The 21,085-nt window shown below is 36.2% G+C and carries 24 protein-coding genes and 1 tRNA gene; 3 read left to right on the top strand and 22 right to left on the bottom strand.

The window, feature by feature from the left end; all coding sequences use genetic code 11:
* Positions 1-5: 5 nt before the first annotated feature.
* The 22 genes from FEZ33_RS03780 to comGA form a co-directional block, all read right to left on the bottom strand.
* The gene (locus FEZ33_RS03780) at positions 6-536 is read right to left on the bottom strand and encodes a GNAT family N-acetyltransferase (RefSeq protein WP_138404069.1); all 531 of its coding nucleotides are present in this window, start codon (positions 534-536) and stop codon (positions 6-8) included.
* A 268-nt stretch (positions 537-804) separates the two neighbouring features.
* Positions 805-878: transfer RNA gene (locus tag FEZ33_RS03785), tRNA-Arg, on the bottom strand.
* 89 nt (positions 879-967) lie between these two features.
* Positions 968-1,534, bottom strand: a complete 567-nt coding sequence (gene def / locus FEZ33_RS03790; protein WP_138404070.1) for a peptide deformylase — start codon at positions 1,532-1,534, stop codon at positions 968-970.
* 1 nt (position 1,535) lies between these two features.
* Positions 1,536-2,780: a GTPase HflX gene (gene hflX, locus FEZ33_RS03795; protein ID WP_138404071.1), complete on the bottom strand. Its 1,245-nt coding sequence runs from the start codon at positions 2,778-2,780 to the stop codon at positions 1,536-1,538.
* A gap of 17 nt (positions 2,781-2,797) precedes the next feature.
* Positions 2,798-3,745 carry a tRNA (adenosine(37)-N6)-dimethylallyltransferase MiaA gene (gene miaA / locus FEZ33_RS03800; protein WP_138404072.1) on the bottom strand — a complete coding sequence of 316 codons (948 nt, stop codon included), beginning with the start codon at positions 3,743-3,745 and terminating at the stop codon, positions 2,798-2,800.
* 18 nt (positions 3,746-3,763) lie between these two features.
* Positions 3,764-5,497 (bottom strand): DNA repair protein RecN, encoded by a 1,734-nt coding sequence (gene recN / locus FEZ33_RS03805; RefSeq protein ID WP_138404073.1) that lies wholly within the window; start codon positions 5,495-5,497, stop codon positions 3,764-3,766.
* Positions 5,498-5,516: 19 nt separating this feature from the next.
* Positions 5,517-6,329, bottom strand: a complete 813-nt coding sequence (locus FEZ33_RS03810; protein WP_138404074.1) for a TlyA family RNA methyltransferase — start codon at positions 6,327-6,329, stop codon at positions 5,517-5,519.
* Between the two features lie 8 nt (positions 6,330-6,337).
* Positions 6,338-7,222 carry a polyprenyl synthetase family protein gene (locus FEZ33_RS03815; protein ID WP_138404075.1) on the bottom strand — a complete coding sequence of 295 codons (885 nt, stop codon included), beginning with the start codon at positions 7,220-7,222 and terminating at the stop codon, positions 6,338-6,340.
* Positions 7,215-7,451 carry an exodeoxyribonuclease VII small subunit gene (locus tag FEZ33_RS03820; protein WP_138404076.1) on the bottom strand — a complete coding sequence of 79 codons (237 nt, stop codon included), beginning with the start codon at positions 7,449-7,451 and terminating at the stop codon, positions 7,215-7,217. The genes FEZ33_RS03815 and FEZ33_RS03820 overlap by 8 nt, the downstream gene beginning before the upstream one ends.
* Before the next feature lie 3 nt (positions 7,452-7,454).
* Complete coding sequence (gene xseA, locus FEZ33_RS03825) at positions 7,455-8,837, bottom strand: exodeoxyribonuclease VII large subunit (protein WP_138404077.1); 1,383 nt, start codon at positions 8,835-8,837, stop codon at positions 7,455-7,457.
* The gene (locus FEZ33_RS03830) at positions 8,834-9,724 is read right to left on the bottom strand and encodes a bifunctional 5,10-methylenetetrahydrofolate dehydrogenase/5,10-methenyltetrahydrofolate cyclohydrolase (protein WP_138404078.1); all 891 of its coding nucleotides are present in this window, start codon (positions 9,722-9,724) and stop codon (positions 8,834-8,836) included. The genes xseA and FEZ33_RS03830 overlap by 4 nt, the downstream gene beginning before the upstream one ends.
* 283 nt (positions 9,725-10,007) lie before the next feature.
* Entirely contained in the window at positions 10,008-11,756 is a 1,749-nt protein-coding gene (locus FEZ33_RS03835; protein WP_138404079.1) for a DUF1002 domain-containing protein, read from the bottom strand.
* A 172-nt stretch (positions 11,757-11,928) separates the two neighbouring features.
* On the bottom strand, positions 11,929-12,399 hold the full coding sequence (gene nusB, locus FEZ33_RS03840; RefSeq protein ID WP_407089269.1) for a transcription antitermination factor NusB: 471 nt from the start codon (positions 12,397-12,399) through the stop codon (positions 11,929-11,931).
* Complete coding sequence (locus FEZ33_RS03845) at positions 12,383-12,820, bottom strand: Asp23/Gls24 family envelope stress response protein (RefSeq protein ID WP_138404081.1); 438 nt, start codon at positions 12,818-12,820, stop codon at positions 12,383-12,385. Before FEZ33_RS03845 ends, nusB begins: the two co-directional genes overlap by 17 nt.
* A gap of 74 nt (positions 12,821-12,894) precedes the next feature.
* The gene (locus FEZ33_RS03850) at positions 12,895-13,959 is read right to left on the bottom strand and encodes a M24 family metallopeptidase (RefSeq protein WP_138404082.1); all 1,065 of its coding nucleotides are present in this window, start codon (positions 13,957-13,959) and stop codon (positions 12,895-12,897) included.
* Positions 13,960-14,053: 94 nt separating this feature from the next.
* A complete protein-coding gene (locus FEZ33_RS03855; protein WP_138404083.1) occupies positions 14,054-14,812 on the bottom strand; it encodes a hypothetical protein in 759 nt (252 codons plus the stop codon).
* Positions 14,813-14,828: 16 nt separating this feature from the next.
* On the bottom strand, positions 14,829-15,266 hold the full coding sequence (locus tag FEZ33_RS03860) for a competence type IV pilus minor pilin ComGF (RefSeq protein ID WP_138404084.1): 438 nt from the start codon (positions 15,264-15,266) through the stop codon (positions 14,829-14,831).
* Positions 15,238-15,591: a hypothetical protein gene (locus tag FEZ33_RS03865; RefSeq protein WP_138404085.1), complete on the bottom strand. Its 354-nt coding sequence runs from the start codon at positions 15,589-15,591 to the stop codon at positions 15,238-15,240. Before FEZ33_RS03865 ends, FEZ33_RS03860 begins: the two co-directional genes overlap by 29 nt.
* On the bottom strand, positions 15,575-16,006 hold the full coding sequence (gene comGD, locus FEZ33_RS03870; RefSeq protein ID WP_138404086.1) for a competence type IV pilus minor pilin ComGD: 432 nt from the start codon (positions 16,004-16,006) through the stop codon (positions 15,575-15,577). The genes FEZ33_RS03865 and comGD overlap by 17 nt, the downstream gene beginning before the upstream one ends.
* 5 nt (positions 16,007-16,011) lie before the next feature.
* Positions 16,012-16,311, bottom strand: a complete 300-nt coding sequence (gene comGC, locus FEZ33_RS03875) for a competence type IV pilus major pilin ComGC (RefSeq protein ID WP_138404087.1) — start codon at positions 16,309-16,311, stop codon at positions 16,012-16,014.
* A gap of 16 nt (positions 16,312-16,327) precedes the next feature.
* Complete coding sequence (comGB, locus tag FEZ33_RS03880; protein WP_171031272.1) at positions 16,328-17,383, bottom strand: competence type IV pilus assembly protein ComGB; 1,056 nt, start codon at positions 17,381-17,383, stop codon at positions 16,328-16,330.
* Positions 17,349-18,362: a competence type IV pilus ATPase ComGA gene (comGA, locus tag FEZ33_RS03885; protein ID WP_138404089.1), complete on the bottom strand. Its 1,014-nt coding sequence runs from the start codon at positions 18,360-18,362 to the stop codon at positions 17,349-17,351. Before comGA ends, comGB begins: the two co-directional genes overlap by 35 nt.
* A gap of 292 nt (positions 18,363-18,654) precedes the next feature.
* On the opposite strand from comGA, the gene FEZ33_RS03890 reads away from it, so the two are divergent.
* The 3 genes from FEZ33_RS03890 (at position 18,655) to FEZ33_RS03900 (ending at position 20,981) form a co-directional block, all read left to right on the top strand.
* Complete coding sequence (locus FEZ33_RS03890; protein WP_138404090.1) at positions 18,655-18,870, top strand: RNA polymerase epsilon subunit; 216 nt, start codon at positions 18,655-18,657, stop codon at positions 18,868-18,870.
* Entirely contained in the window at positions 18,871-20,580 is a 1,710-nt protein-coding gene (gene rnjA / locus FEZ33_RS03895) for a ribonuclease J1 (RefSeq protein ID WP_138404091.1), read from the top strand.
* 110 nt (positions 20,581-20,690) lie between these two features.
* Positions 20,691-20,981, top strand: a complete 291-nt coding sequence (locus FEZ33_RS03900) for a 2-keto-3-deoxygluconate permease (RefSeq protein ID WP_138404092.1) — start codon at positions 20,691-20,693, stop codon at positions 20,979-20,981.
* Positions 20,982-21,085: the final 104 nt, after the last annotated feature.

Here is a 21,085-nt window from a genome sequence, read left to right on the forward strand (position 1 = left end):
GGTCTCTAATTTCTAATCTCATTTAAATAGAAATATATATCTGATTTACCCTCTTGTTGAGTAAAATCATAATCGTAATTGTTAAAGCCACCAATCTCAAAACCTTGTTTTAAATAAAATTTACAAGCGCCTAAATTATTATCTTGTCCAATAGTGAATACGCCTTTATAACCTAGACTTTGGGCTTCTATGAGACCCTGTTTAATCAATGCTTGACCGTGTCCAAATCGGCGGTATGCTTTCATTACTTTTAAATCAGCTAAGTACATATACTTATTCCAGTGATTTTCAAAGATTGCTAATGCGACACATTTTGAATCTTGAAAAGCTCCAATGGCAAATCCTTTTTCAACAATCTCTTCATATATATAGTTCTCTTCAGGAAAAGTTTGTTCTTCAACTTGCTCGAACAATTCTTCTTTATAAGTCCATTGTTTATTATTTAATGAAACAACTAACTTGCCATATAATTCAAACGGCTCATTCGGTAAATTCAATGCTGCTTCTTCGTCTTTAGTTATGAGTTTATATTCCATACCGATCACCTAACTTTTTTGATAATTACTACTATACACCTTTCAGGAAAATGTTACTATTCTCAGATAGATGTTCTATCTGAAATTTTAAAAAGCAAAAAAACCTCCTACCTTAGTAAGTAAGAGGTTTATTCAGTCAACAATATAATCCTATTTCAGCATGATACGACAAGCTTATAATAGGCGACTTTTAGGGGATTTTTCATAAAATAACTTACCCTCAGTTAGAACGACACGCTATAAATCGCATCATATCAACGTTTATGTACGATCTAGGCAGGATTCGAACCTGCGACCGTTCGCTTAGAAGGCGAATGCTCTATCCAGCTGAGCTACTAGACCATGTTTAATACTGACAACTCTTATATTATATCCTATGATTGACTGATTTGTCAATAACATTTTTAAAAGAGTTGCCGTATTTTTTCTCACTAAATCAATGTTGTATCTTCATCTGGTTCCCAAGGTGTTTTTTCGTCAATATGATCGTAGAACAAGATTCCTTTTAAGTGATCAATTTCGTGTTGTACAACCACTGCTTCATAATCTCTTAAACGAATTTTCTTTTCGTTACCTTCTAAATCATTATATTTAACCGTTACACGTTTAGGTCTTGGAACGATTCCTGGTACTTCACGAGGAACTGAAAGACAGCCTTCGCCCTCTTTCAACGCTACTTTTTGAACCGCATGGCTTATGATTTTTGGATTAACAAAAATTTCATCAATCAGAGGTTCAGTTTCATTTCCCTCTTCATCATAATCCATTAAATATACAGCAAATATTTGTTGGTCGATACCAATTTGTGGTGCTGCTACTCCTACGCCTGGACGCAAGTTATATTTTTCAGCCATTTTTGAATCTTGGCTGTTTATTAAGAATTGTCTCATAGCCACAACTGTCTCTTTCAATTCTTCATTGATTGGAAACTCTACTGGCTTAGCTTTTTCTCTTAAGATTGGTTCTTTTTCAGGAACAAAATCTTTCATTGTTATCATATTATTCCTCATTTCTTATATCAGTTAAACGTCGTCGATATCCCGATAGTATATAATACTGATATTCTTCATTAAATTCAATATCTTTTATTAAAGTTTTTTGTCGGTATAGCGCTAATAACTCTGCTTCTTCAGGTTGAATTTCTACTTGAAACTCTTCTGCATTCGATATACAGATATCCCAAATCGCTTGTTTTAAGGTTTCAATACCTTTTTTATCCAGTGCTGAGATAGTTACATTAGGTTGCAATGTCGGTTCAAACCCTGGATCTGCTTTATCTATCTTGTTGTAGACAGTTAAGACCGGGATATGATCCATATCTAACTCTTTTAACAACTCTACGACGGTATCTTCATGCATATTGCTTGCAGGATGAGAGGCATCTACGACGTGTATTAATAAATCCACAAAGCGAATCTCTTCCAATGTTGAATTAAATGCATGAATTAATTCTGTAGGTAGTTCATCAATAAAACCTACCGTATCTGTAATAGTGAAGGCATCATGACCGTTAATTTCTAACTTACGCGTTAAAGGGTCTAAGGTTGCGAATAATTGGTCTTGAACATACGTCTCACTTTCAGTTAATTCGCGTAACAAGGTTGATTTCCCTGCGTTTGTATAACCTGCTAGACCAATATTAAATTCTCGACCAGACTGTCTTCTAATACGCGTTCTTTCACGGTGTTCTTCCAATTGTTTCAAGTCTTTCTCAATCGTATGAATGCGACCACGAATGACACGACGATCTTGTTCTAGTTTAGTCTCACCGGGTCCTCTAGTTCCAATCCCACCGGCTAGTCGAGATAATGATGTCCCTTGTCCGATGACTCTTGGAAGTAAATATTGGTATTGAGCTAGTTCAACTTGAAGTTTCCCTGCTTGGCTTCGCGCTCTTTGAGCAAATATATCAAGAATCAATTGTACACGGTCAATGACTTTTACGTCAAGTTGTTCTTCTAAATACATATTTGTGTTTGGTGATAATCTATTTAAAAAGATAACTAAATCAATATCAGAGTTAATGACAAAATCACGAACATCCACTAGTTTTCCACTACCTACGACGGATTTCTGATCGATGCGCCTTAATTTTTGAGTGATTTCTCCAACCGGTAGACCATTAGCGGTCTCCGTTAGTGCCTTCATTTCTTTCATGATCGTTTCAAATTTTAAATCTGAAATGTTTTCTGTTTGTACTCCGACTATAAGTACCCTCTCGGGGTGATTTTCAGTCTCTATCATATTTTTTTATCAACCTTTCAATTATTCTCTATATGTTCTTTCACTATACGTGAAGCTTCATTTATTGCGCCTTTTTCATTCGTCATATCGATCCATTGTGGGTGCTTCATACGGTTTCTAAACCACGTTAATTGTCGTTTGGCATAACGTCTGGAGTTTTGTTGAATTGTTTCAATGACTTCTTCTTTATCCATTTGATTATTGAAGTAAGGCCACCATTCTTTATAGCCGATACCTTTCACACTTTGCCAATCGGCACCTTCTGCCTGATCATATAACCATTTTGCCTCGTTTTCTAAGCCGGCTTTGACCATTTCATGCACTCTTAAATTTATTCTATCATATAATGCTTCTCGTTCGCGATTTAATACTAATAAGCATTCATTAAATACCGATTTTTTTGTGTCATGTCCTGTTTGACTGGAAAAAGACCTTCCCGTTACTTGAATAACCTCAAGCGCGCGAATGGTTCTGCGAACGTTTTGGTATGGGATTTTCTTGGCTGCTTCTGGATCGAGGTCGTTCAATCGGTTCCACATGGCTAAGTTACCTAATTCTGACGCTTGTTCTTCTAACTCTTTTCGAACTGCCTCATCTTGGCTATCGTCTCTCCCAAATTCTAAGTCGTATAACAAGCCTTCTAAATAGAGTCCTGTTCCACCGACAATTATTGGTAGTTTCCCTCTTTGATGAATTTCTTTGATTAATTTTGTAGATTCATGTTTAAATTCACTTGCGTTATAAGGTTCTGAAACTTCAAGAATATCAAGCATATGATGGGGAACGCCGTCCATTTCAGAAGGCGTAATTTTTCCTGTTCCAATATCTAAGTGCTTATACACTTGCAGACTATCGCCATTGATAATCTCACCATTAAATTCTTTCGCTAAATCAATACTCAGTTGCGTCTTTCCTACACCTGTAGGTCCGGCTATGACGAGTATTGATATTGATTTTAAATCCATGTACATTATCCTTTATACTTACTTTTTCATTGGGTGATATTCTTTTAATAATTCTTTAGCCATACGAAGCGATGTTTGAGTCATATCTCTTCCTGAAAGCATGAGTGCTATGGCTTCAATACGTTCATTCGATGACAATTGCTTCACATTTGTAGCTGTTTTTTGATCTTCGACATGCTTAAAGATATACAGTTGCTTATTCGAAATTGCTGCAACTTGTGGTAAATGCGTAATACAAAATACTTGATGGAAATGAGATACTTCGCGAATCTTTTCAGCGATGGCTTGTCCAACTCGGCCAGAGACTCCAGTATCTATCTCATCGAATACCATCACTTTTGGTGATGTTTCACGACTAAATACGGTTTTCAATGCCAACATAAAACGCGATAACTCTCCCCCACTAGCGACTTGTACCAAGGGTTTCTGTTCTTCACCTACGTTCGTTGCGACGTAAAATTCCACACTATTAAAGCCAGTTGGCGTTAGTCTCACAATTTCATCGATATTAACCATGTTTAAAGCCGTATCAATACTAGGTTCACTAAATCGAACTGTAAAGCGGCTATTCTCCATATATAAATCTTTTAATTCTGCTTCAATGGCTGAAATTAAATCTTGGGCAATGGATTGTCTTTTGTCATTAAGTCGTTTAGCTTTATCTAACGCACTTTGATAAGCTTCACTCAATTGAGCTTCAAGTTCTTCAAGATAACTTTCCCGATGAATAATTTGATAAACTTCTTCAGATATTTCGTTGAAATAATCTAATATCTCACTTAATTCCATCCCATACTTTCGCTTTAAGCGACTTAATTCGCCTAATCGGTCTTCAACTTGATCAATGGTTTGATTTTCTTCATCGAAGTCATTATCAAGTGCGGCCAATTGATGACTGTATTCTTCTAAATCATATTTAGATGACGAGAGTCCGTCATGGATTTTTGCGAGTTGAGGTTGATAATCTTTAATCTCTTCTAATAGTAACAAGATTTGATCTAATTGCGTGATGACACTTTGATCTGATTCGCTAAGTAAGCTATTAATAGTGCTCATATTTTGATTAATTTGTTGAGCGTGTTGCAATTGTTTACTCATCTCTTCGAGTTCTTCATCTTCACCTATAACTATTTGCGCTTCTTCGATCTCATTAATTTGAAATTCAAGGAAGTTTACCCGTTGGCGGTCATTCGTATCAGATTGCTGAGCATCTAGCCATTCTTTACGAAGTTGGCTATAAGTTATATAAGCTTTCTGATAGTCCTCCAACTCTTTTTTAATTCTTTTATTGCCATAATTATCCAATAAAGATAAATGCTTTGTACGGTCCAACAATTCTTGATGTTCATTTTGTCCATGAATATCTACGAGATAATTCCCTATTTCTTTAAGTAAGGTGACGTTAGCTAATTGACCATTAATTCGAATGGTATTTTTCCCTGATTTATTAATTTCTCGTCGAATAATCAAACCATCCATGGCTATATTAACCTCTAATCCAAATTCGACTAGGACATCTTCTAAGTCTTCAGGTATTTGCTCAAGAGTAAATAAGCCTTCAATTAATAATTTATCGTCTCCGTGTCGAATATAATCACTTGACCCACGACCACCACAAAGAATACCTAGGGCATCAATAATAATTGATTTCCCGGCTCCTGTCTCACCTGAAAGAACCGTCATCCCTTCGGTAAAATCGATATTCACTGCTTCAATAATCGCAAAATTCTCAATTGTTAAACTTTGTAGCATGACTTCACCCCATTGGTTTTTATAAATTATCGTGTGCTATTTGCACTATCCCTTCAATATTTATGTTTGCTTTACTATCATTGTTCAATTCTTTTGAGTTTTTAATATGGGCTAGAAATTCAATGTTTCCTTCGCCACCAGTAATTGGTGAATAAGTTAAATTCTCGATGGTATAGCCGATACGGCACATCATATCGATGACTTCGTGTAAGACATCTTTATGAACGGTCATATCCTTAATAATCCCTTTTTTACCGACACGCTCTGGTCCTGCTTCAAATTGTGGTTTAATAAGCACTAATACCGATCCGTCTTCTTCTAAGATTGGAATAAGTGGTGGTAAAATTAATCCAAGTGAAATAAACGAGACATCAATACTCGCAATCGTTGGCATTCCTTCCGTGAAATCCTCAGGCACTGAATGACGGAAGTTTTGACGCTCCATCACTACCACTCGCTCATCTTGACGTAATTTATAAGCTAATTGATTATAACCTACATCCAAGGCATAACTTAACTTTGCACCATTTTGTAAGGCTGCATCCGTAAAACCACCGGTAGAAGAACCTATATCAAGTAAGATATGATCAGTCATATCGATACCAAAATGTTTAATCGCTTTTTCTAATTTTAAGCCTCCGCGACTCACATATGGGATGGTCTTTCCTTTAATATGCAACTCTTTTGTAATATCAATCTTCTCACCTGGTTTATCATAGCGCTGGTTATTCGCATCATAAATTTGCCCTGCCATAATCAAGCGTTTCGCTTGCTCACGTGTGTCTGTTAGTCCAGATTGAACTACTAATTTATCTAATCGTTCTTTTTTCATATGACTCCTTAGTCTATATCTGTGAATGAGAGAAATTTATTTAAAATACTGTAATCCGTTCCACTCAACTTAGTAATTTTTTCAATAATTTTTTCAGCTTTTTCACGTTCTTGACCTAAAACTTCTTTTGATTCTTCTAAACCAAGTAAGTTTGGATAGGTTGATTTCTTGTTGAATTCATCACTTGAATGTCCTTTTCCAGATAACGTACTGTCATCAATCACGTCAAGTAAATCATTGTGAATTTGGTATAAAACGCCAAAGGTTTCACCAAAGTTTACTAATAACTCTTCAACTTCAGGACTGTATTCTCCAATAATGGCTGCGGCTTGTGTCGCAAAGGTAAATAATTTCCCCGTTTTAAATTCATGTATTCGATTTAATTCTTCTAACGTTATCTCTTTATTCTCTGCTTGCATATCACCTAATTGACCTGCGACCATCCCGTGTGAACCTGCGGAAGAACTCAGTAAAGAAATAATTTTAACTTTTTGTTTGCTCTTTAATTTTGAATCGTCGCTAATTAAACTGAATGCGTCCGTTAATAATGCATCCCCTGCTAGGATAGCTGTCGCTTCATCAAATTTAATATGAGCGGTTGGTTGACCCCGTCTCAAGTCATCATTGTCCATCGCTGGTAAATCATCATGAATTAAAGAATACGTATGAATAAATTCTAAAGCAACCGCTGTAGTTGCTCCTTTTTTCATATGTTTCTCTGATTCTGCGTTTAAGATAGCCAGTAATAGTAACGGACGTAGTCGTTTGCCGCCACCTTTTAATGAATAAATCATTGGTTTTAACATTTCAATCGGAGTTTGAAGAAGGCGAATATGTTTGTCTAATTCAGTTTCAAATACATTTCTTAAATCGTTTAAATCTTGCTTAATCATTCATAACCTCTCTATCTAATTCAACATCGCCTTTGTCTGTCATCATCTTAGCGACTGTGCTTTCTGCATCAGTTAAAGATTTTTGGCAATATTGGCTTAATTCTACACCGCGTTGGAAAGATTCTAACGCTTTTTCTAAAGGTAAATCGCCTTTTTCAAGTTGAGATACAATTTGTTCTAATTCTTGTAATGCTTCTTCGAAATTTTCTGGTTGTTTTGTTTTTGCCATTGTTTACTCCTTCTCTGTATCAGAAAGCTGTTGAAATATATTGTCTGTGGATGTTTTTGTTACTTGCGCTTCGATTTGTCCATCACTTAAATTCACCTTAATCATATCATCTTTTTCAACATCAGTGATATGTTTTACAATGTTATCTTTTGAAGTCACGACAGCATAACCCCTTTGAACGCTCTTTAATGGGCTATATGCGTCAAGTAATTGCATGAGATTGCCAAAGACAACTTTCTTATTGTATTGATATTGTTCCATATTACGATTTAATTGTTTCCTAAAAGCAGTTAAATCTTTTTGATATTGATTAATAAGTCCTTGCGGTTGTTGTAAGGACAGTCGTTGTTTTAATACTTTTACTTGATTATTTTGCTCAGTAAAGTAATTATCTTTGTTATTATTCAGTCTTTCATTCGCTAAGTCTAGCTGTTGCATGTATGGTTGATATAAACGCTCAGGTTGAGTCATGACATAAGATTGGGCAAAGCGGTCATAATACTTTCGCATATATTGAATGCGTTGATTCATTGAGTAAAATACGCGCTCTTCCATCTGAGTTAAATAAGTTAACACTTCTTGTAAGACCGGTACGGCAATTTCAGCCGCAGCAGTCGGCGTAGCAACTCGAATGTCAGCAACAAGATCAGACAAGGTTATATCTGTTTCGTGACCAATTGAAGATATTACTGGAAGCGGGCAATTTAGAATAGCCATCGCGACTTGCTCGTCATTAAAGCACCAAAGGTCCTCAATAGAACCTCCACCACGTGCAACAATGACTGTGTCAAATTCGTCTTGTCTATCTTTCACTTTATTGAAGGCTGTCACGATTTCTCCAGCGGCTTCTTTCCCTTGTACTCTGGTTGGAATGACAGTAATTTCAACAATGGGATAGCGACGATTGATGGTCGTAATAATGTCTCTAATTACTGCTCCACTTGGACTCGTTATAACTGCAATTTTCTTAGGAAAGCGTGGAATTGGTAATTTAGGTCGATCAAATAGACCGGCTTTGTTGAATTTTTCTTTTAATTGTTCAAGTTGTTGATATAAAGCACCAATACCATCTGGTTGAATACTATCAATCACGATTTGATATGCGCCAGAGGGTTCATATAAAGTAATCTTTCCGGTAACGAATACTTTCATCCCTTCTTCAATATTAAACTTGACGCGTTGAAAAGCCGAACGATACATCACTGCACTAATTCTTGCTCCTTCATCTTTCAAGCTAAAATATTGATGAGAATTGGGTCTCAAGCGAAAATTTGAAACCTCTCCTACAACAAACACTCGTTGTAAATGTGGATCGACATCAAATTTTCTTTTAATATATTTGGTTAACGCTTGTACTGTTAAGTACTCTTGATTTTTTTCACTCATAAACTAACTCCGTCTATATAGTCCTCGCTATTTAATCCATGTTGAATGCAGGCACATAGAATCGTTTGTTCCATTAACATCGCTACCGTCATTGGACCAACGCCACCAGGTACTGGAGTAATGGCACTCACTTTATCAAATACCCCTTCATAATCAACATCCCCGACGAGTTTCCCATCATCTAAACGATTAATCCCAACGTCAATGACAATCGCGCCCTCTTTTAAATCCTCTTCTTTCACCAGATGCGGTGAACCGGCAGCGACCATGACAACATCGGCATGAATTAAATGTTGATGCAATTCTCGCGTTAAGAGATGTGTAATTGTGACAGTACTACCTTTATTAGCTAATAAAATCGACAATGGTTTTCCAACAATTTGGCTGTAACCTACAACAGTAACGTCTTTCCCTTTAATATCGATATTGTAACGGTCAAGTAAACGTAAAATTCCTCTTGGTGTACAAGGATATAAATCGCCAGTGCCTTCGACAATTTTCCCCATATTATAAGGATGAAAGCCATCAACGTCTTTATCTGGTCGAATAACTTCTGTTACTGCCACTTGACTTAAATGTTTTGGTAGTGGGAATTGAACAATCATCCCAGTGACTGTTGGGTCATCATTTAACCCTTCAATCGTTTCATGTAATTCAGCTTGAGTAATCGAATCTTCTAAAGTGAGCCACTCAAAATCAAAGCCAATATATTGAGCCGTTTTTTCTTTTTGCCCAACATAAATTTTACTTGCTGGATCTTCACCAACAGTAATTACGACTAATTTCGGGATGATATGCTTTCCCTTCAGCTTTTCTACCGCATGTTTATATTCTTCACGTAGTTGTAACGATAATTGCTTTCCATCTAAGACTAGAGTTTTAGACATTGTATCGCCTTCTTTCTGCAATTTAAATTCAAGATTAACCGATATCTATAAACCCCATCGGTCACTTTAATTCGTAGACTCAGTATAACTGAATTCGTAAAATCTAACAATCTTAGTCGACATTTAAAGTAAGTAACTGCCCATATCGTTCGAATTGTTTAGGACATACGTTTTAATCACAAAAACGAACTTTAAATATTATACTCAGCAAATTATCTGAGTTTATAATATTTAAAGTTCGATGCTTATTTATTGAATTGTCATTGAGAATCTAACTGGTTGATTATTCAACAGGATCAGTTAATTCCTCTACAGATTGTTCTTCCGTTTCAGTTGCTTCACTTTCTGATAAGTCTTCACCTGGCTCTTCTTCGACTGGAACTTCCTCAGAAGGAACGTCTTCTGAAAGTGACTCTTCAGATGAAACTTCATCTTCACTTGTCTCTTCTTCTGAACTTGTTTCTTCTACTTCTGATTCTTCTGGAACATAACCAGGAAGAGTGTAGTCTGCTGGAATTTCAACTTGTGATTGGTATAAGTTCTCTACAGAAACTCCGTAGATAGCGTTAAAGTCGTAAGCAGCTTGTAATGGAACCATCTCATTCGTTACAACATCTAATTCACTCATCTCGTCTGTCGCAACGTCAAATGAATACATTGTGAAATCAGCTTGGTTACCCGCTGGATTATCCCACATGTTTTCTAATGAAATAACAGTTCCTTCTTGAGTTGGATTCACATAGTTATACACTTGCGGTGCGCGACCAGTAGCAATCGCTAAGCATGAAATAATTTCTGCTTGAACTGGATCTGATGCTTTTAAGCCTTCAAAAGCGTTTAATTTGTTTGTCCAGTTTTCTTTAATGCTTGTAAAACCAGGTTGATACTCACCAGATGCAATAAATTCATCTTGGTTCGCAGCGTATTGATACATTACTGTTCTTAAGTGGTTTAAAGCAGATTTTTCTTCAGATGTTAAATCTGGAGACATTGCTTCAAAGATAAATGTATCACTATAAACACGGTCAACAACTTCACCAGCTTCAATCACTCGATATAGTTCATCCGAGAATGCTTGTAAGATTGGGTGATAAGTTTCAGTGTCCGAGAAGTCCACACGTTCAGCAGATAATAATTCCTCAGCTGGAACTGAACCTTCTAAGCCAGCTAACACATCTGTCCAATCTTCTTGGATACTTTGTTCAAGTTGGCCAATTGTATCTTCAGATTGTGCCGCTTCAGTTTTAGCAAACTCTTGTGCGAATTGTTCTAAAGCAAGTTGTAATTCTTCATCAGATACGCCGTAATTGTTTGTAATGTTGTTGACGATATTATTGATATTTGTGTTAGTTTCTTCACTGTTATCAACATTGACGTCCGAGTTTTCAGCATTAATATTAGTATTTACAATTTCCTGTTTGATTTCTGAAATCATTTGGTTGACTTGTGAATCAGAAATCGTTGCTCCTTCGCTCTCAATAATTTCATTTACTAACGAAATTTCATTTTGAGCTACTTGAACATCTTCAGGATTTAATGCAACACCTTGTTGCTCTAGTAACGCATAAACACCCGCTAAAGCTCCTTCACCTGTTACAGGAGATACTGTTGCGATACGGATTTGAGCGTTACGTGCACCGGCAGTAATTGCAGCATTTTGGTAAGTTGTTGCTGATACGCCAGTAATGTTTTGCTGTGTGACGATTTGAACTTGAACACCGTAGCCTTCGTTCATACCTTGGATGTATGCACTTGAGTATACAACTGTTCCTGGACCTGAACCGTCTTGTAAGTATTGGTTAATCATCGTACCATCAACATAGATAATGTTGCTCGAATCAACAGCGTTTGCACCTAACAATTGTAATGTTTGTTGTGCTTGGTTTTGATCTAATGATCCACCTAAGGCAACTAATTGTAATTCTTGTGCTTGAACGTGTTGAATACCATCTGTATTAAAGTTTAATACTGGTTGAGTTAATGGTGCACCGACTAAGGCAATCATTGCTGACAATAGTAATCTCTTTTTCATTTATATACCCCATTTATAATTTTTATGTACCCTTATTATATCACAGAACATTTCTTTATTTTACTTTGAGACATTTCTGCAAATATTATTCATACATTTTTCGTAAATGTGAATAATATTTAGTATTAGATAGCAAAAAACGCCATCCAACTGAATGGATCGCGTTTTTTGCTTATTCGTTATCTGCTTCGGCTTTTGTATCATCTAAAACTTTTGCAACAACACCACTCACGAATTGACGTGATTTGTCGTCACTAAAGAATTTACTTAATTCAATCGCTTCGTCAGCTGCTACATTATTTGGAACTTCTTCTTTTGAGACGAAAAAGATTTCATAGAATGCAACGCGTAAAATAATTAAATCAATACGTGCAATTCGATCTAAACTCCAACCTGTTAAATAAGGTTCAATGAGTTTATCAATTTCGGTTTCTTTTGAACGAACCCCTTCGATGAGCTCATAAAAGTATTCATTATCGATGCCTTCATAGCCTTCTTCAGGAAATACGCCTGCTTCCAATGCATAAGCCACAGCTTCATTGATATCTAAATCTTTGTGAGCTGAAATCATCTGATAAAGTGTTTGGACAACAACTTGACGCACTTCACGTCGTTTCACTACTTTCTTACTCAAAAGCTTCACCAATTGTTTCAACAGCTTCTTCAACAAGATTTGAGTCTGATTCTGAAGATTCAGTCTCAACTGACATAACGTGAACATTCACTTCTGTCACTGCTAAGTCGGTCATGAATAGAATTTGTTCTTTCACTTTATCTTGGATTGCGATAGCAATTTCAGGTACTGAGTAACCATAAAGAACACGAATTTCAACGTCGACAACGATTGAATTGTTCTCTGTTTTGATTTTTGTGTTAATACGGTCACGGTCCATCCCTAAGAAGTTTCCTACTTCTTTTTGGAAACCAGTTACTTTAGAGGCAACACCTTCGATTTCACTTGCTGCTTGAGCGGCAATTGATTCTAGGACACCTGTGGTAATTTTAATTTCACCTAAATTTTCTTTCGCTTGAGTTTCAAATGGTACTTCGGTTATTTTAGCCATAATAGCCCTCCTTTATATACTTTACTCATCTATGTTCGCATTTTCCTTATTGTAGCGGAATTTCTAAGAAAGTGCTATACAATTATTAATTTTTTAGGACTACGGTTTAAACTTTCTACCCCGTCTGTTTTAACAATTAAGTCATCTTCAATACGAACGCCACCTAAACCAGAGACATAAATACCAGGTTCATTGGTAATGATATTGTTTTCAACTAATGTTTTTTCATTTCGGCTAGCAACCGCTGGTCCTTCATGAACATCTAAACCAATCCCATGACCTGTTGTATGACCAAAGTTTGGTCCATAACCTTTCTCGGTAATGTAATCACGTGCAAGGGCATCGACTTCTTTACCAGTCATCCCTGCTTTAGTTCCAGCAATTACACGGTTATGTGCTTCTAGGACGATATTGTAAATCTCTTCTAATTTCGGATCTACTTCACCTACAGCAATTGTACGAGTCATATCTGAAGTATAACCTTTGTAGTAGCAACCAAAGTCAAGTGTTACTAAATCACCGTGTTCAATTACTTTATCACTGGCAACACCGTGAGGCATTGATGATCTTACGCCACTGGCAACAATTGTATCAAACGACATACCTGATGCCCCTTTACCTTTTAAGAAGCGGTCTAATTCATTCGCCACTTCAATTTCGGTAACACCTGGTTTGATAAACGTTAAGATATGTTCAAAGGCTTGGTCAGTAATGTCACAAGCTTCGCGAATCGTTTCAATTTCGTCTTCGCTTTTAACTTCACGAATCGTTTCAATGACGCCAGATGTTTGAACTAACATTGGTTCGAATAAGTCACTTAAACGAGAATAAGTTGATACATTCATATCATCAGCTTCAATTCCCATAGCTCTAACGTCTTCTGCGTTAAGAAGTTCGCTAATTTCTTCATACATTTTTCCTTGATGGATAATGACATCAAAGCCTTTCGCTTGCTCTTTGGCTTGGTCAGTATATCGGAAGTCTGTAATAAAGTATTCATGTTCAGGTGTAATGACTATTAATCCCGCTGATCCTGTGAAGCTTGATAAGTAGCGTACATTTTTAGGCGCTGTTACTAAAAATGCGTCTAAGTTTTGTTTTTTCATTTCTAATCTTAATTCAGTTATTCTATTATTCATACTTTGCCCTCTTTCTAAATCAATAGTTGTATTATATCAAATAAAACATAGATGTTAAACTTGTTGCTATTATTAATTTAAATGAAGAGATGGCTTAAATATCTTCAGTGAACTCTCTCTCAAAAAGGTAGCCCCTCCAACGTACAGAGTAGTTATATCGCATTTGTTCACTTTGTTCTCGTCGACTAAATTTCCGTGGCATTAATTCCGTTGACCGCATTTCAACCCCATTTGTTCGGGAGTAGCTTGTGATACCATGATTAGTTTGTATTTGTAACAATCTAATATCTTCTGGAGTCCAATCATATGTTCGTAGGAAGTCATCAACTTTACTCAAACGGAAACCTTGGTCTAATATAGATGCCTCTGTCGCCTTCCATAAAGCTTCAAGTTCTGGATTGGTTCCTTCAACTTGACCTGGTCGTGTAATCACGCCACTACAAACGATGGCATTGAATGCATCACAATAGTCTAGTGCTGCATCTTGCAGAAATACCTCTTGAGTATAGACATATAGTTGCTCGTATTGTTGGTTAGCTGTTAATTGTAAGACACCAAATTGCTTGTGTGAATCAATGTGATCTAAGACTTGTTTCGGCATATAAGCTATAGCCTGCTCATTAAAGCGCATCTTAATGGCTTCTTCTAAGTTTTGTGCGTCCATCTGTTCAATCAGTGGCAATAAATTCATCACAAGTTCTTCTTGAATATTCGCTGTGTAATAATCATTAAAATTCAAATACCGACTTAAGTTGATTTGATTCAGTCTCAGTAAGCCCCAATAGATGAGTTGGCTAACGAGTAAAAAGACAATAACGTAAACCATTACCATTCCTTGTTTGTTATTTCGCATCATTATACTCCTCTAACTATCTATTAAGTTTCACTGAAATGAAGCCTGAAAAGACTTGTCCATTATTAAAGGTTACCGTCACAGTTACTTTGTTAGCAACTTGAAATACTTGCCAGGAATATACGTCGTACAATAATGGTTGATGACCGGGTGCGATATAAATTTTATTGTTCTGGTTGATGATGCGACTACTTCTCTTTGTTTCAGTACTTTCAATGCGAATAATGTTAGAATCGACCCCTGTCACCGTATATTTTTCCAATTCTAATTCAAGCAGCGTCATAAAGTGTAAGAAATCCGCACTGCGATCTGTGCGAATTTCTGTTTCAATTGTGTTGTAACTATTGTAGATTGTCATAAGGGAATGCATGAATAAACTCAATACGAATAGACTGATTATTACTTCTAACAAAGTAAATCCTTTTTTAAAAGTTGAAGTCTTGAATTTCGACATACAATTCACTCCCGCCTTCTAACGATATGTAACAATAATTTAAATCACATGCGAATTCACTCACGTTATCTTCATTTAAGGCTTCCCAATTTAGAATTAATTGTTCGCTTACAAGTGCTTTCGCCTCATCTTCTATCTGCTCATCCAATTCGACATCCACTAATTCAGAGAATAAGCGCCAGACTTGACTCGTCTGTGCCGCATCCTCTATCCGCCTCAACTCATTATAATAAGCCGGCAAGTAGAGGAGCATCATCGAACTAAATAAGAAAAAACCAATCACCGTTTCTATCATTGAAAATCCGGCTTTATGTTTGTAATTCAAATTGACCATTCCCTAACTGAAAGACTAAATAAATTCGTTGATTACGATCATAGTCATAAAAACTAATCGTTCTAAATTGATCCACACCCCCACCTTGCAAATACATAAACATATAAGGTGTTTGAAACTGTATATGTTCAGGAGCGTCCAACGTCGCAATCCTTTCTTGACTATAAGCATCTCTAATTCTTAACTGATTTAAACTGGCGTGAAACTCAACTGAAATTAGTCGCTTTTGTAAGATTGCTATTTGTTGAGCTTGCTTTAAGTGACTCATGACTTCATCAAAGAAGATTCGACTTTCAATTTGCTTACTTAAGTTGATATTGGGACGAAACATTAGTAGCAAACTCATGGCTGAAAGTAGGACGAGTACTACCAGGGACTCCATGAGCGTATAGCCTTTTTTACTCATACATATTAGTTACCGGTATCATTCGTTAATAAATTTTGAGCTTCTTGGAGTTGTCGTTCAGTAATGTATCCTTCATCAAATAATGTTTGTAAATCTGGTGCCTCAGACCCATTCACCATTTGATACGTACTTGACTGTGTTTCAATTACTTCTTCGATATTTGTACGTGCCTGTTCATTAATACGCTCTCTTTGTCCTGCGACGTTTGGAATAATAATTGCCATAAGCAGACTTACTACGACTAAAACAATTAGCATCTCGATTAAAGTAAACGCTTTTTTGTTTAATTTTCTGAATTTTTTCATTATGTTTTATATCCTTTCATATGCCTTGCATCGTTAACATAGGTAACATCATCAATAAATACATCGACATGACTAAAATTCCGATTAGGATGAATAATATTGGCTGGACTAAAGTTAGCTTCGCTTGAATATCATCCATCAAATCTAAATAGACTTTCCTTGAATACAGATAACATTTCTGTGCTGTTTGACTTGTTAACTCTCCTTGGTAAATCACTAAAGGTAATTCCTTCGTAAAGATATTCAACTCATCTAAAATGGCAGCCAAGTCTTCACCCTTTAACATTCTTTCTTGTATTTCAATGGCTAGTTCACTTAAGAATGGATCAATCGGATAATCGACGATAACCGTCAGCGTTTGTTGAATAGAATACCCTCCAGAAAAGAAATGCCCTATTTCTTTAGAAACTTTATAAGAACTATAACTTCTTACCCATTTTTCGACTAATGGAATTCGAGTTAATATTTGGTAGCGTCTCATTTCACTTTGTTTCAGCAAATACATGTCAACACCGCCATAAATAATTAACACGAAGGCTAGTAATATTCCAAAAATCTGTGGCAAATAAGTAAAAAAGTAAACTAAAACACGAACTAAATATTGCTCATCATACACTTCTTGCGAAATAAAGCTGGCGACCTGCGGTAGAAGAAATTGCCTCATAGCAAATAACATCCCAACCAATCCCACCGATAGAAATACTGGATAGACTAAGGTTTTTACGAGTTTCTGCTTATAATGATGAGCCTCTTTTAATTGCTTACTCGCATCAGCCAATGACTCAGTGAATCTGCCTTGTCGTTGGGCGTAGAATAATTGAGCAATGAGTGAATTAGAATAACCTAAAGCACGTAAAGACTTTTCAAAGGAAATACCCGACTCCAACTGTCTAATGATATAGTCAATCGCCGTTGTTTGTTTCTTCATCAAAACACGCATAAAAACTAAACTTTGATGAATAGAGAAGCCTTCTAACAATAACTCACTTAAAGTTTGCAATAAGTAGGCTTGCAAGTTCTTAGGTATTTTTATATTCTTAGATAATTTCGAATTTTGTATACGTTGCTTCATCAATGTAACCATATGCCCATGCCTTTCGTAATTTATCATTTAACGTGTCATACTGACTTAATGTGTGATTATTATGTAATACGCCGTTTAATGCTCCTTTAGCCAAAATCTCAAAGATTGCTGCCCGTGAATATTGTGTATCCTTTTGAATTGCGGACGGCACCAATCTTTGCGAAATAACACCAATTAAGGTTTGTCTGAGTTGTTCATCGCTAATACTTAACTCTTGCAGTCTTGCAATGACCCCTCGGGTATTCTTAGCATGGATGGTCGCAATCATTAAATGCCCTGTTAACGCCCCTCGAATGGCCATCCGAGCCGTCTCTTGATCACGAATTTCTCCAATCATTAAGACATCCGGATGATGTCGCAAAGAAGACTTAATCAACAAATCATAAGTTATTCCTGCTTTCTCATTCACTTCCGTCTGCAAGAAACGCTCTTCAAATATCTCTACCGGGTCTTCCATCGTTATTATTTGTAGTGACTCATGTTGAATCAGCTCACGCAACAATTGATAGATTGTCGTCGTCTTTCCCGACCCCACCGGACCAGAGAATAAAATCAACCCACTCTTTCTTTTGGTTAACTTCCGAAGTTCCTCAATATCTTGGGGAAAGTAAGTGACCACTTGATCACGGTCAAACTTCTGAGTTTGTAAAACTCGAATAACCATTGACTCAAGTAATAAGACATTTGTAATAGTTGAAAACCTTAATTCTACCGCTTCAGTTTCAAGTTCAATAGTGGTGGAACCAGATTGTGGTCTTCGCTTCTCACCCACATCCATATTTGCCAAATACTTAAAGTGACTAATCAATCGCTTTCCCCACTCTAATGACTTCTCCTCAAATAACATTAACCGTCCATTCGCTCTGAAATGAATCACATACTGTTCCTTCGTTGGTAATATGTGAATATCAGAGACCGATTCATCGATCGCCGCTTGTATTAGTTTTTTTGCATCACCTTCAATCATCATCTCACTCCTTTAAACTAGCCTATATATATATACGTAAAAAATGGCCATTTCCATTATTTTATTTTCACTTTTTTTAAAATCGTTATTTTGCGTTAAAATATTTGACTATTCTGGATTTGAAAGGATAATATGAAGTATTGGAGTAACATCATCCGTTTTTCCCTTTTTAAATGAGTTAACTAAATTGGGATATACTTGAAATAATGAATGTGATAAAATGGTTATAGCTGTGAATTCAATTAATTCACTACTCGTTTGAAAACAAATTAATGAAAAGGAGCAAATATTAATGATATTTAAAGTATTTTATCAAGAAACAACAAATGAAGCACCGCGTCGTGAATATACTAAAACTATGTACGTGGAAGCTAATGCAGTAAGTGAAGTGCGAGAATATTTATCTGAAACTACACCATACATGATCGAACACATCACTGAAATATCAGGAGATTTCTTAGAATATGAGAAAGAAAACAATCCTGATTTTGAGGTTGTGAAACCCTAGATGGCAGTAAATCTTAGAAACAATGAAGTCGGAGTATTCGCCATTGGTGGACTAGGCGAAATTGGGAAAAACATGTATGGTGTCCAATTCCAAGACGAAATTGTTATTTTAGACTGCGGAATTCTCTTCCCAGAAGATGAATTATTAGGAATTGACTACGTAATTAATGATTTTCAATATATCTTAGAAAATCGTCATAAAGTTAAAGGTCTTTTTATCAGTCATGGGCATTTAGACCATATTGGTGGAATTCCTTATCTTTTAAAACAAATCAATGTACCAATCTATGCTGACCCTCTTGCTGCCGCGTTAATTCGCGACAAACTACAAGAAAATGGCTTATTGCGTGATGCGGAAATTACTGAATTTAATGAAGATACAGTCGTTAACTTCCGTAAATTATCGATTAGCTTTTATAGAACCGTTCACTCGATTCCCGAAGCACACGGAATTGTTGTAAAAACACCTGAAGGAAACATTGTCTTTACAGGGGATTATAAATTTGACTTTACACCTGTTGGAGAGCCGGCTGATATTCACCGTATGGCTGAAATTGGTAATGAAGGCGTTCTACTTCTATTAGGTGATAGTACAAATGCGGAAGTTCCGACCTTCACCCTTTCAGAACGGGTTGTGGGTCAATCGATTCATAATATTATCCAAGGTGTTGAGGGGCGTGTTATCTTTGCGACATTCGCATCGAATGTGTCACGTCTGCAACAAATCGTTGAAACTGCGATTAAAACAGATCGTAAAATTGCGGTCTTTGGACGTAGTATGGAAAACTCAATTAAAACTGGGATTGAACTTGGTTATATTGATGATTATGGCTTGGATATCTTTGTTGATAATCGTCAATTAGATCAATATCCTGCAGAAGAAATGATTATTGTATGTACGGGTTCTCAAGGTGAACCTATGGCCGCTTTAAGCCGAATTGCGAACGGGACTCACCGTCAAATCTCAATTCAACATAATGATACAGTCATCTTCTCAAGTTCACCGATTCCAGGTAACACTTTAAGTGTGAACCGTGTCATTAACCAATTAGTTGAGACAGGTGCCAATGTCATCCATGGTAAAGTGAATAACATTCATACATCAGGACATGGTAGCCAACAAGAACAATTGTTAATGTTACGTTTAATGAAGCCGAAATTCTTCATGCCAGTCCATGGTGAATACCGTATGTTAAGTATCCAAGCTAAACTGGCTGAATTAACCGGTATTGACCGTGAGAATACATTCATTATGAAGAACGGTGATATGCTTGCTTTAACTAAGAATAGCGCAAGACGCGCTGGCTTCTTTAATGCCCAAGACGTCTATGTAGACGGAAGTGGTATCGGAGATGTTGGAAATATTGTCTTACGCGATCGTAAAACACTTTCGGAAGATGGTTTAGTTATTGTTACAGCAACCATTGATTACGAAAACAAACAGCTTATTAGTGGCCCAGACATTATGTCACGTGGCTTCATCTATATGAGAGAATCGGTTGATTTAATTCAAGAGATTCAACAAGCTATGAAATCTGCAATTAACCGCGGTTTAAATGAAAACGGAAATAACGTCAACGAAAAGTTAATTCGTGATATTATCTTCGACCAAATCAAACCAATCTTATTTGAACGTACTCAACGTTCTCCTATGATTTTACCGGTTTTATTAGATGTTAATAAAGGTGTTCGTAAACGCAGTAGCAAATAATGTTTGAAGTGCCTATGTTTAATCATTGGCACTTTTTTTGTCTCTTTAATTGTCTAATGATTCAATTGAGTATAATTTTAAGTTAATAAAATAGAAAAAAGGTTAAAATAATGTCTGATTTTATGCGGAAAATTCCCGGAGGCCTATTATTAGTACCGATGCTTCTAGCAGCTTTAATGAATACTTTTCTACCAAACTTATTCACTAACCTCGGTGGTGTGAGTGAAGCTTTGTTTACAACAAGTGGGTTAAATTATGTGATTGGTGCCGCCTGTTTCTGTTCCGGTGCTGGTATTGATATTAAACGCTTAGCCATTGTCTTTAAAAAACAAGGATTATTGTTAGTCGTCAAAACCATTATTTGTTTAGTTGTAGGTTTTTTCCTACGTTTAGTCAAGTGAAATATTTAGAAATTTAGATTGATTATTACCCATGCCAAATAAACCTGCTTATTAATTCATTTTTTCAGGTGTAATTGGTATAATTTAGTTACTAGTTATATGAA

Origin of the sequence: Ruoffia tabacinasalis, assembly GCF_005864045.1 — a bacterium.
Lineage (GTDB): Bacteria > Bacillota > Bacilli > Lactobacillales > Aerococcaceae > Ruoffia > Ruoffia tabacinasalis.

Bases quoted from the DNA above. Each gene is read 5' to 3' on its own strand.
- FEZ33_RS03780 (WP_138404069.1), bottom strand. From the start codon at position 536: ATGGAATATAAACTCATAACTAAAGACGAAGAAGCAGCATTGAATTTA.
- def (WP_138404070.1), bottom strand. From the start codon at position 1,534: ATGATAACAATGAAAGATTTTGTTCCTGAAAAAGAACCAATCTTAAGA.
- hflX (WP_138404071.1), bottom strand. From the start codon at position 2,780: ATGATAGAGACTGAAAATCACCCCGAGAGGGTACTTATAGTCGGAGTA.
- miaA (WP_138404072.1), bottom strand. From the start codon at position 3,745: ATGGATTTAAAATCAATATCAATACTCGTCATAGCCGGACCTACAGGT.
- recN (WP_138404073.1), bottom strand. From the start codon at position 5,497: ATGCTACAAAGTTTAACAATTGAGAATTTTGCGATTATTGAAGCAGTG.
- FEZ33_RS03810 (WP_138404074.1), bottom strand. From the start codon at position 6,329: ATGAAAAAAGAACGATTAGATAAATTAGTAGTTCAATCTGGACTAACA.
- FEZ33_RS03815 (WP_138404075.1), bottom strand. From the start codon at position 7,222: ATGATTAAGCAAGATTTAAACGATTTAAGAAATGTATTTGAAACTGAA.
- FEZ33_RS03820 (WP_138404076.1), bottom strand. From the start codon at position 7,451: ATGGCAAAAACAAAACAACCAGAAAATTTCGAAGAAGCATTACAAGAA.
- xseA (WP_138404077.1), bottom strand. From the start codon at position 8,837: ATGAGTGAAAAAAATCAAGAGTACTTAACAGTACAAGCGTTAACCAAA.
- FEZ33_RS03830 (WP_138404078.1), bottom strand. From the start codon at position 9,724: ATGTCTAAAACTCTAGTCTTAGATGGAAAGCAATTATCGTTACAACTA.
- FEZ33_RS03835 (WP_138404079.1), bottom strand. From the start codon at position 11,756: ATGAAAAAGAGATTACTATTGTCAGCAATGATTGCCTTAGTCGGTGCA.
- FEZ33_RS03845 (WP_138404081.1), bottom strand. From the start codon at position 12,820: ATGGCTAAAATAACCGAAGTACCATTTGAAACTCAAGCGAAAGAAAAT.
- FEZ33_RS03850 (WP_138404082.1), bottom strand. From the start codon at position 13,959: ATGAATAATAGAATAACTGAATTAAGATTAGAAATGAAAAAACAAAAC.
- FEZ33_RS03855 (WP_138404083.1), bottom strand. From the start codon at position 14,812: ATGCGAAATAACAAACAAGGAATGGTAATGGTTTACGTTATTGTCTTT.
- FEZ33_RS03860 (WP_138404084.1), bottom strand. From the start codon at position 15,266: ATGTCGAAATTCAAGACTTCAACTTTTAAAAAAGGATTTACTTTGTTA.
- comGD (WP_138404086.1), bottom strand. From the start codon at position 16,006: ATGAGTAAAAAAGGCTATACGCTCATGGAGTCCCTGGTAGTACTCGTC.
- comGC (WP_138404087.1), bottom strand. From the start codon at position 16,311: ATGAAAAAATTCAGAAAATTAAACAAAAAAGCGTTTACTTTAATCGAG.
- comGB (WP_171031272.1), bottom strand. From the start codon at position 17,383: ATGAAGCAACGTATACAAAATTCGAAATTATCTAAGAATATAAAAATA.
- comGA (WP_138404089.1), bottom strand. From the start codon at position 18,362: ATGATTGAAGGTGATGCAAAAAAACTAATACAAGCGGCGATCGATGAA.
- FEZ33_RS03890 (WP_138404090.1), top strand. From the start codon at position 18,655: ATGATATTTAAAGTATTTTATCAAGAAACAACAAATGAAGCACCGCGT.
- rnjA (WP_138404091.1), top strand. From the start codon at position 18,871: ATGGCAGTAAATCTTAGAAACAATGAAGTCGGAGTATTCGCCATTGGT.
- FEZ33_RS03900 (WP_138404092.1), top strand. From the start codon at position 20,691: ATGTCTGATTTTATGCGGAAAATTCCCGGAGGCCTATTATTAGTACCG.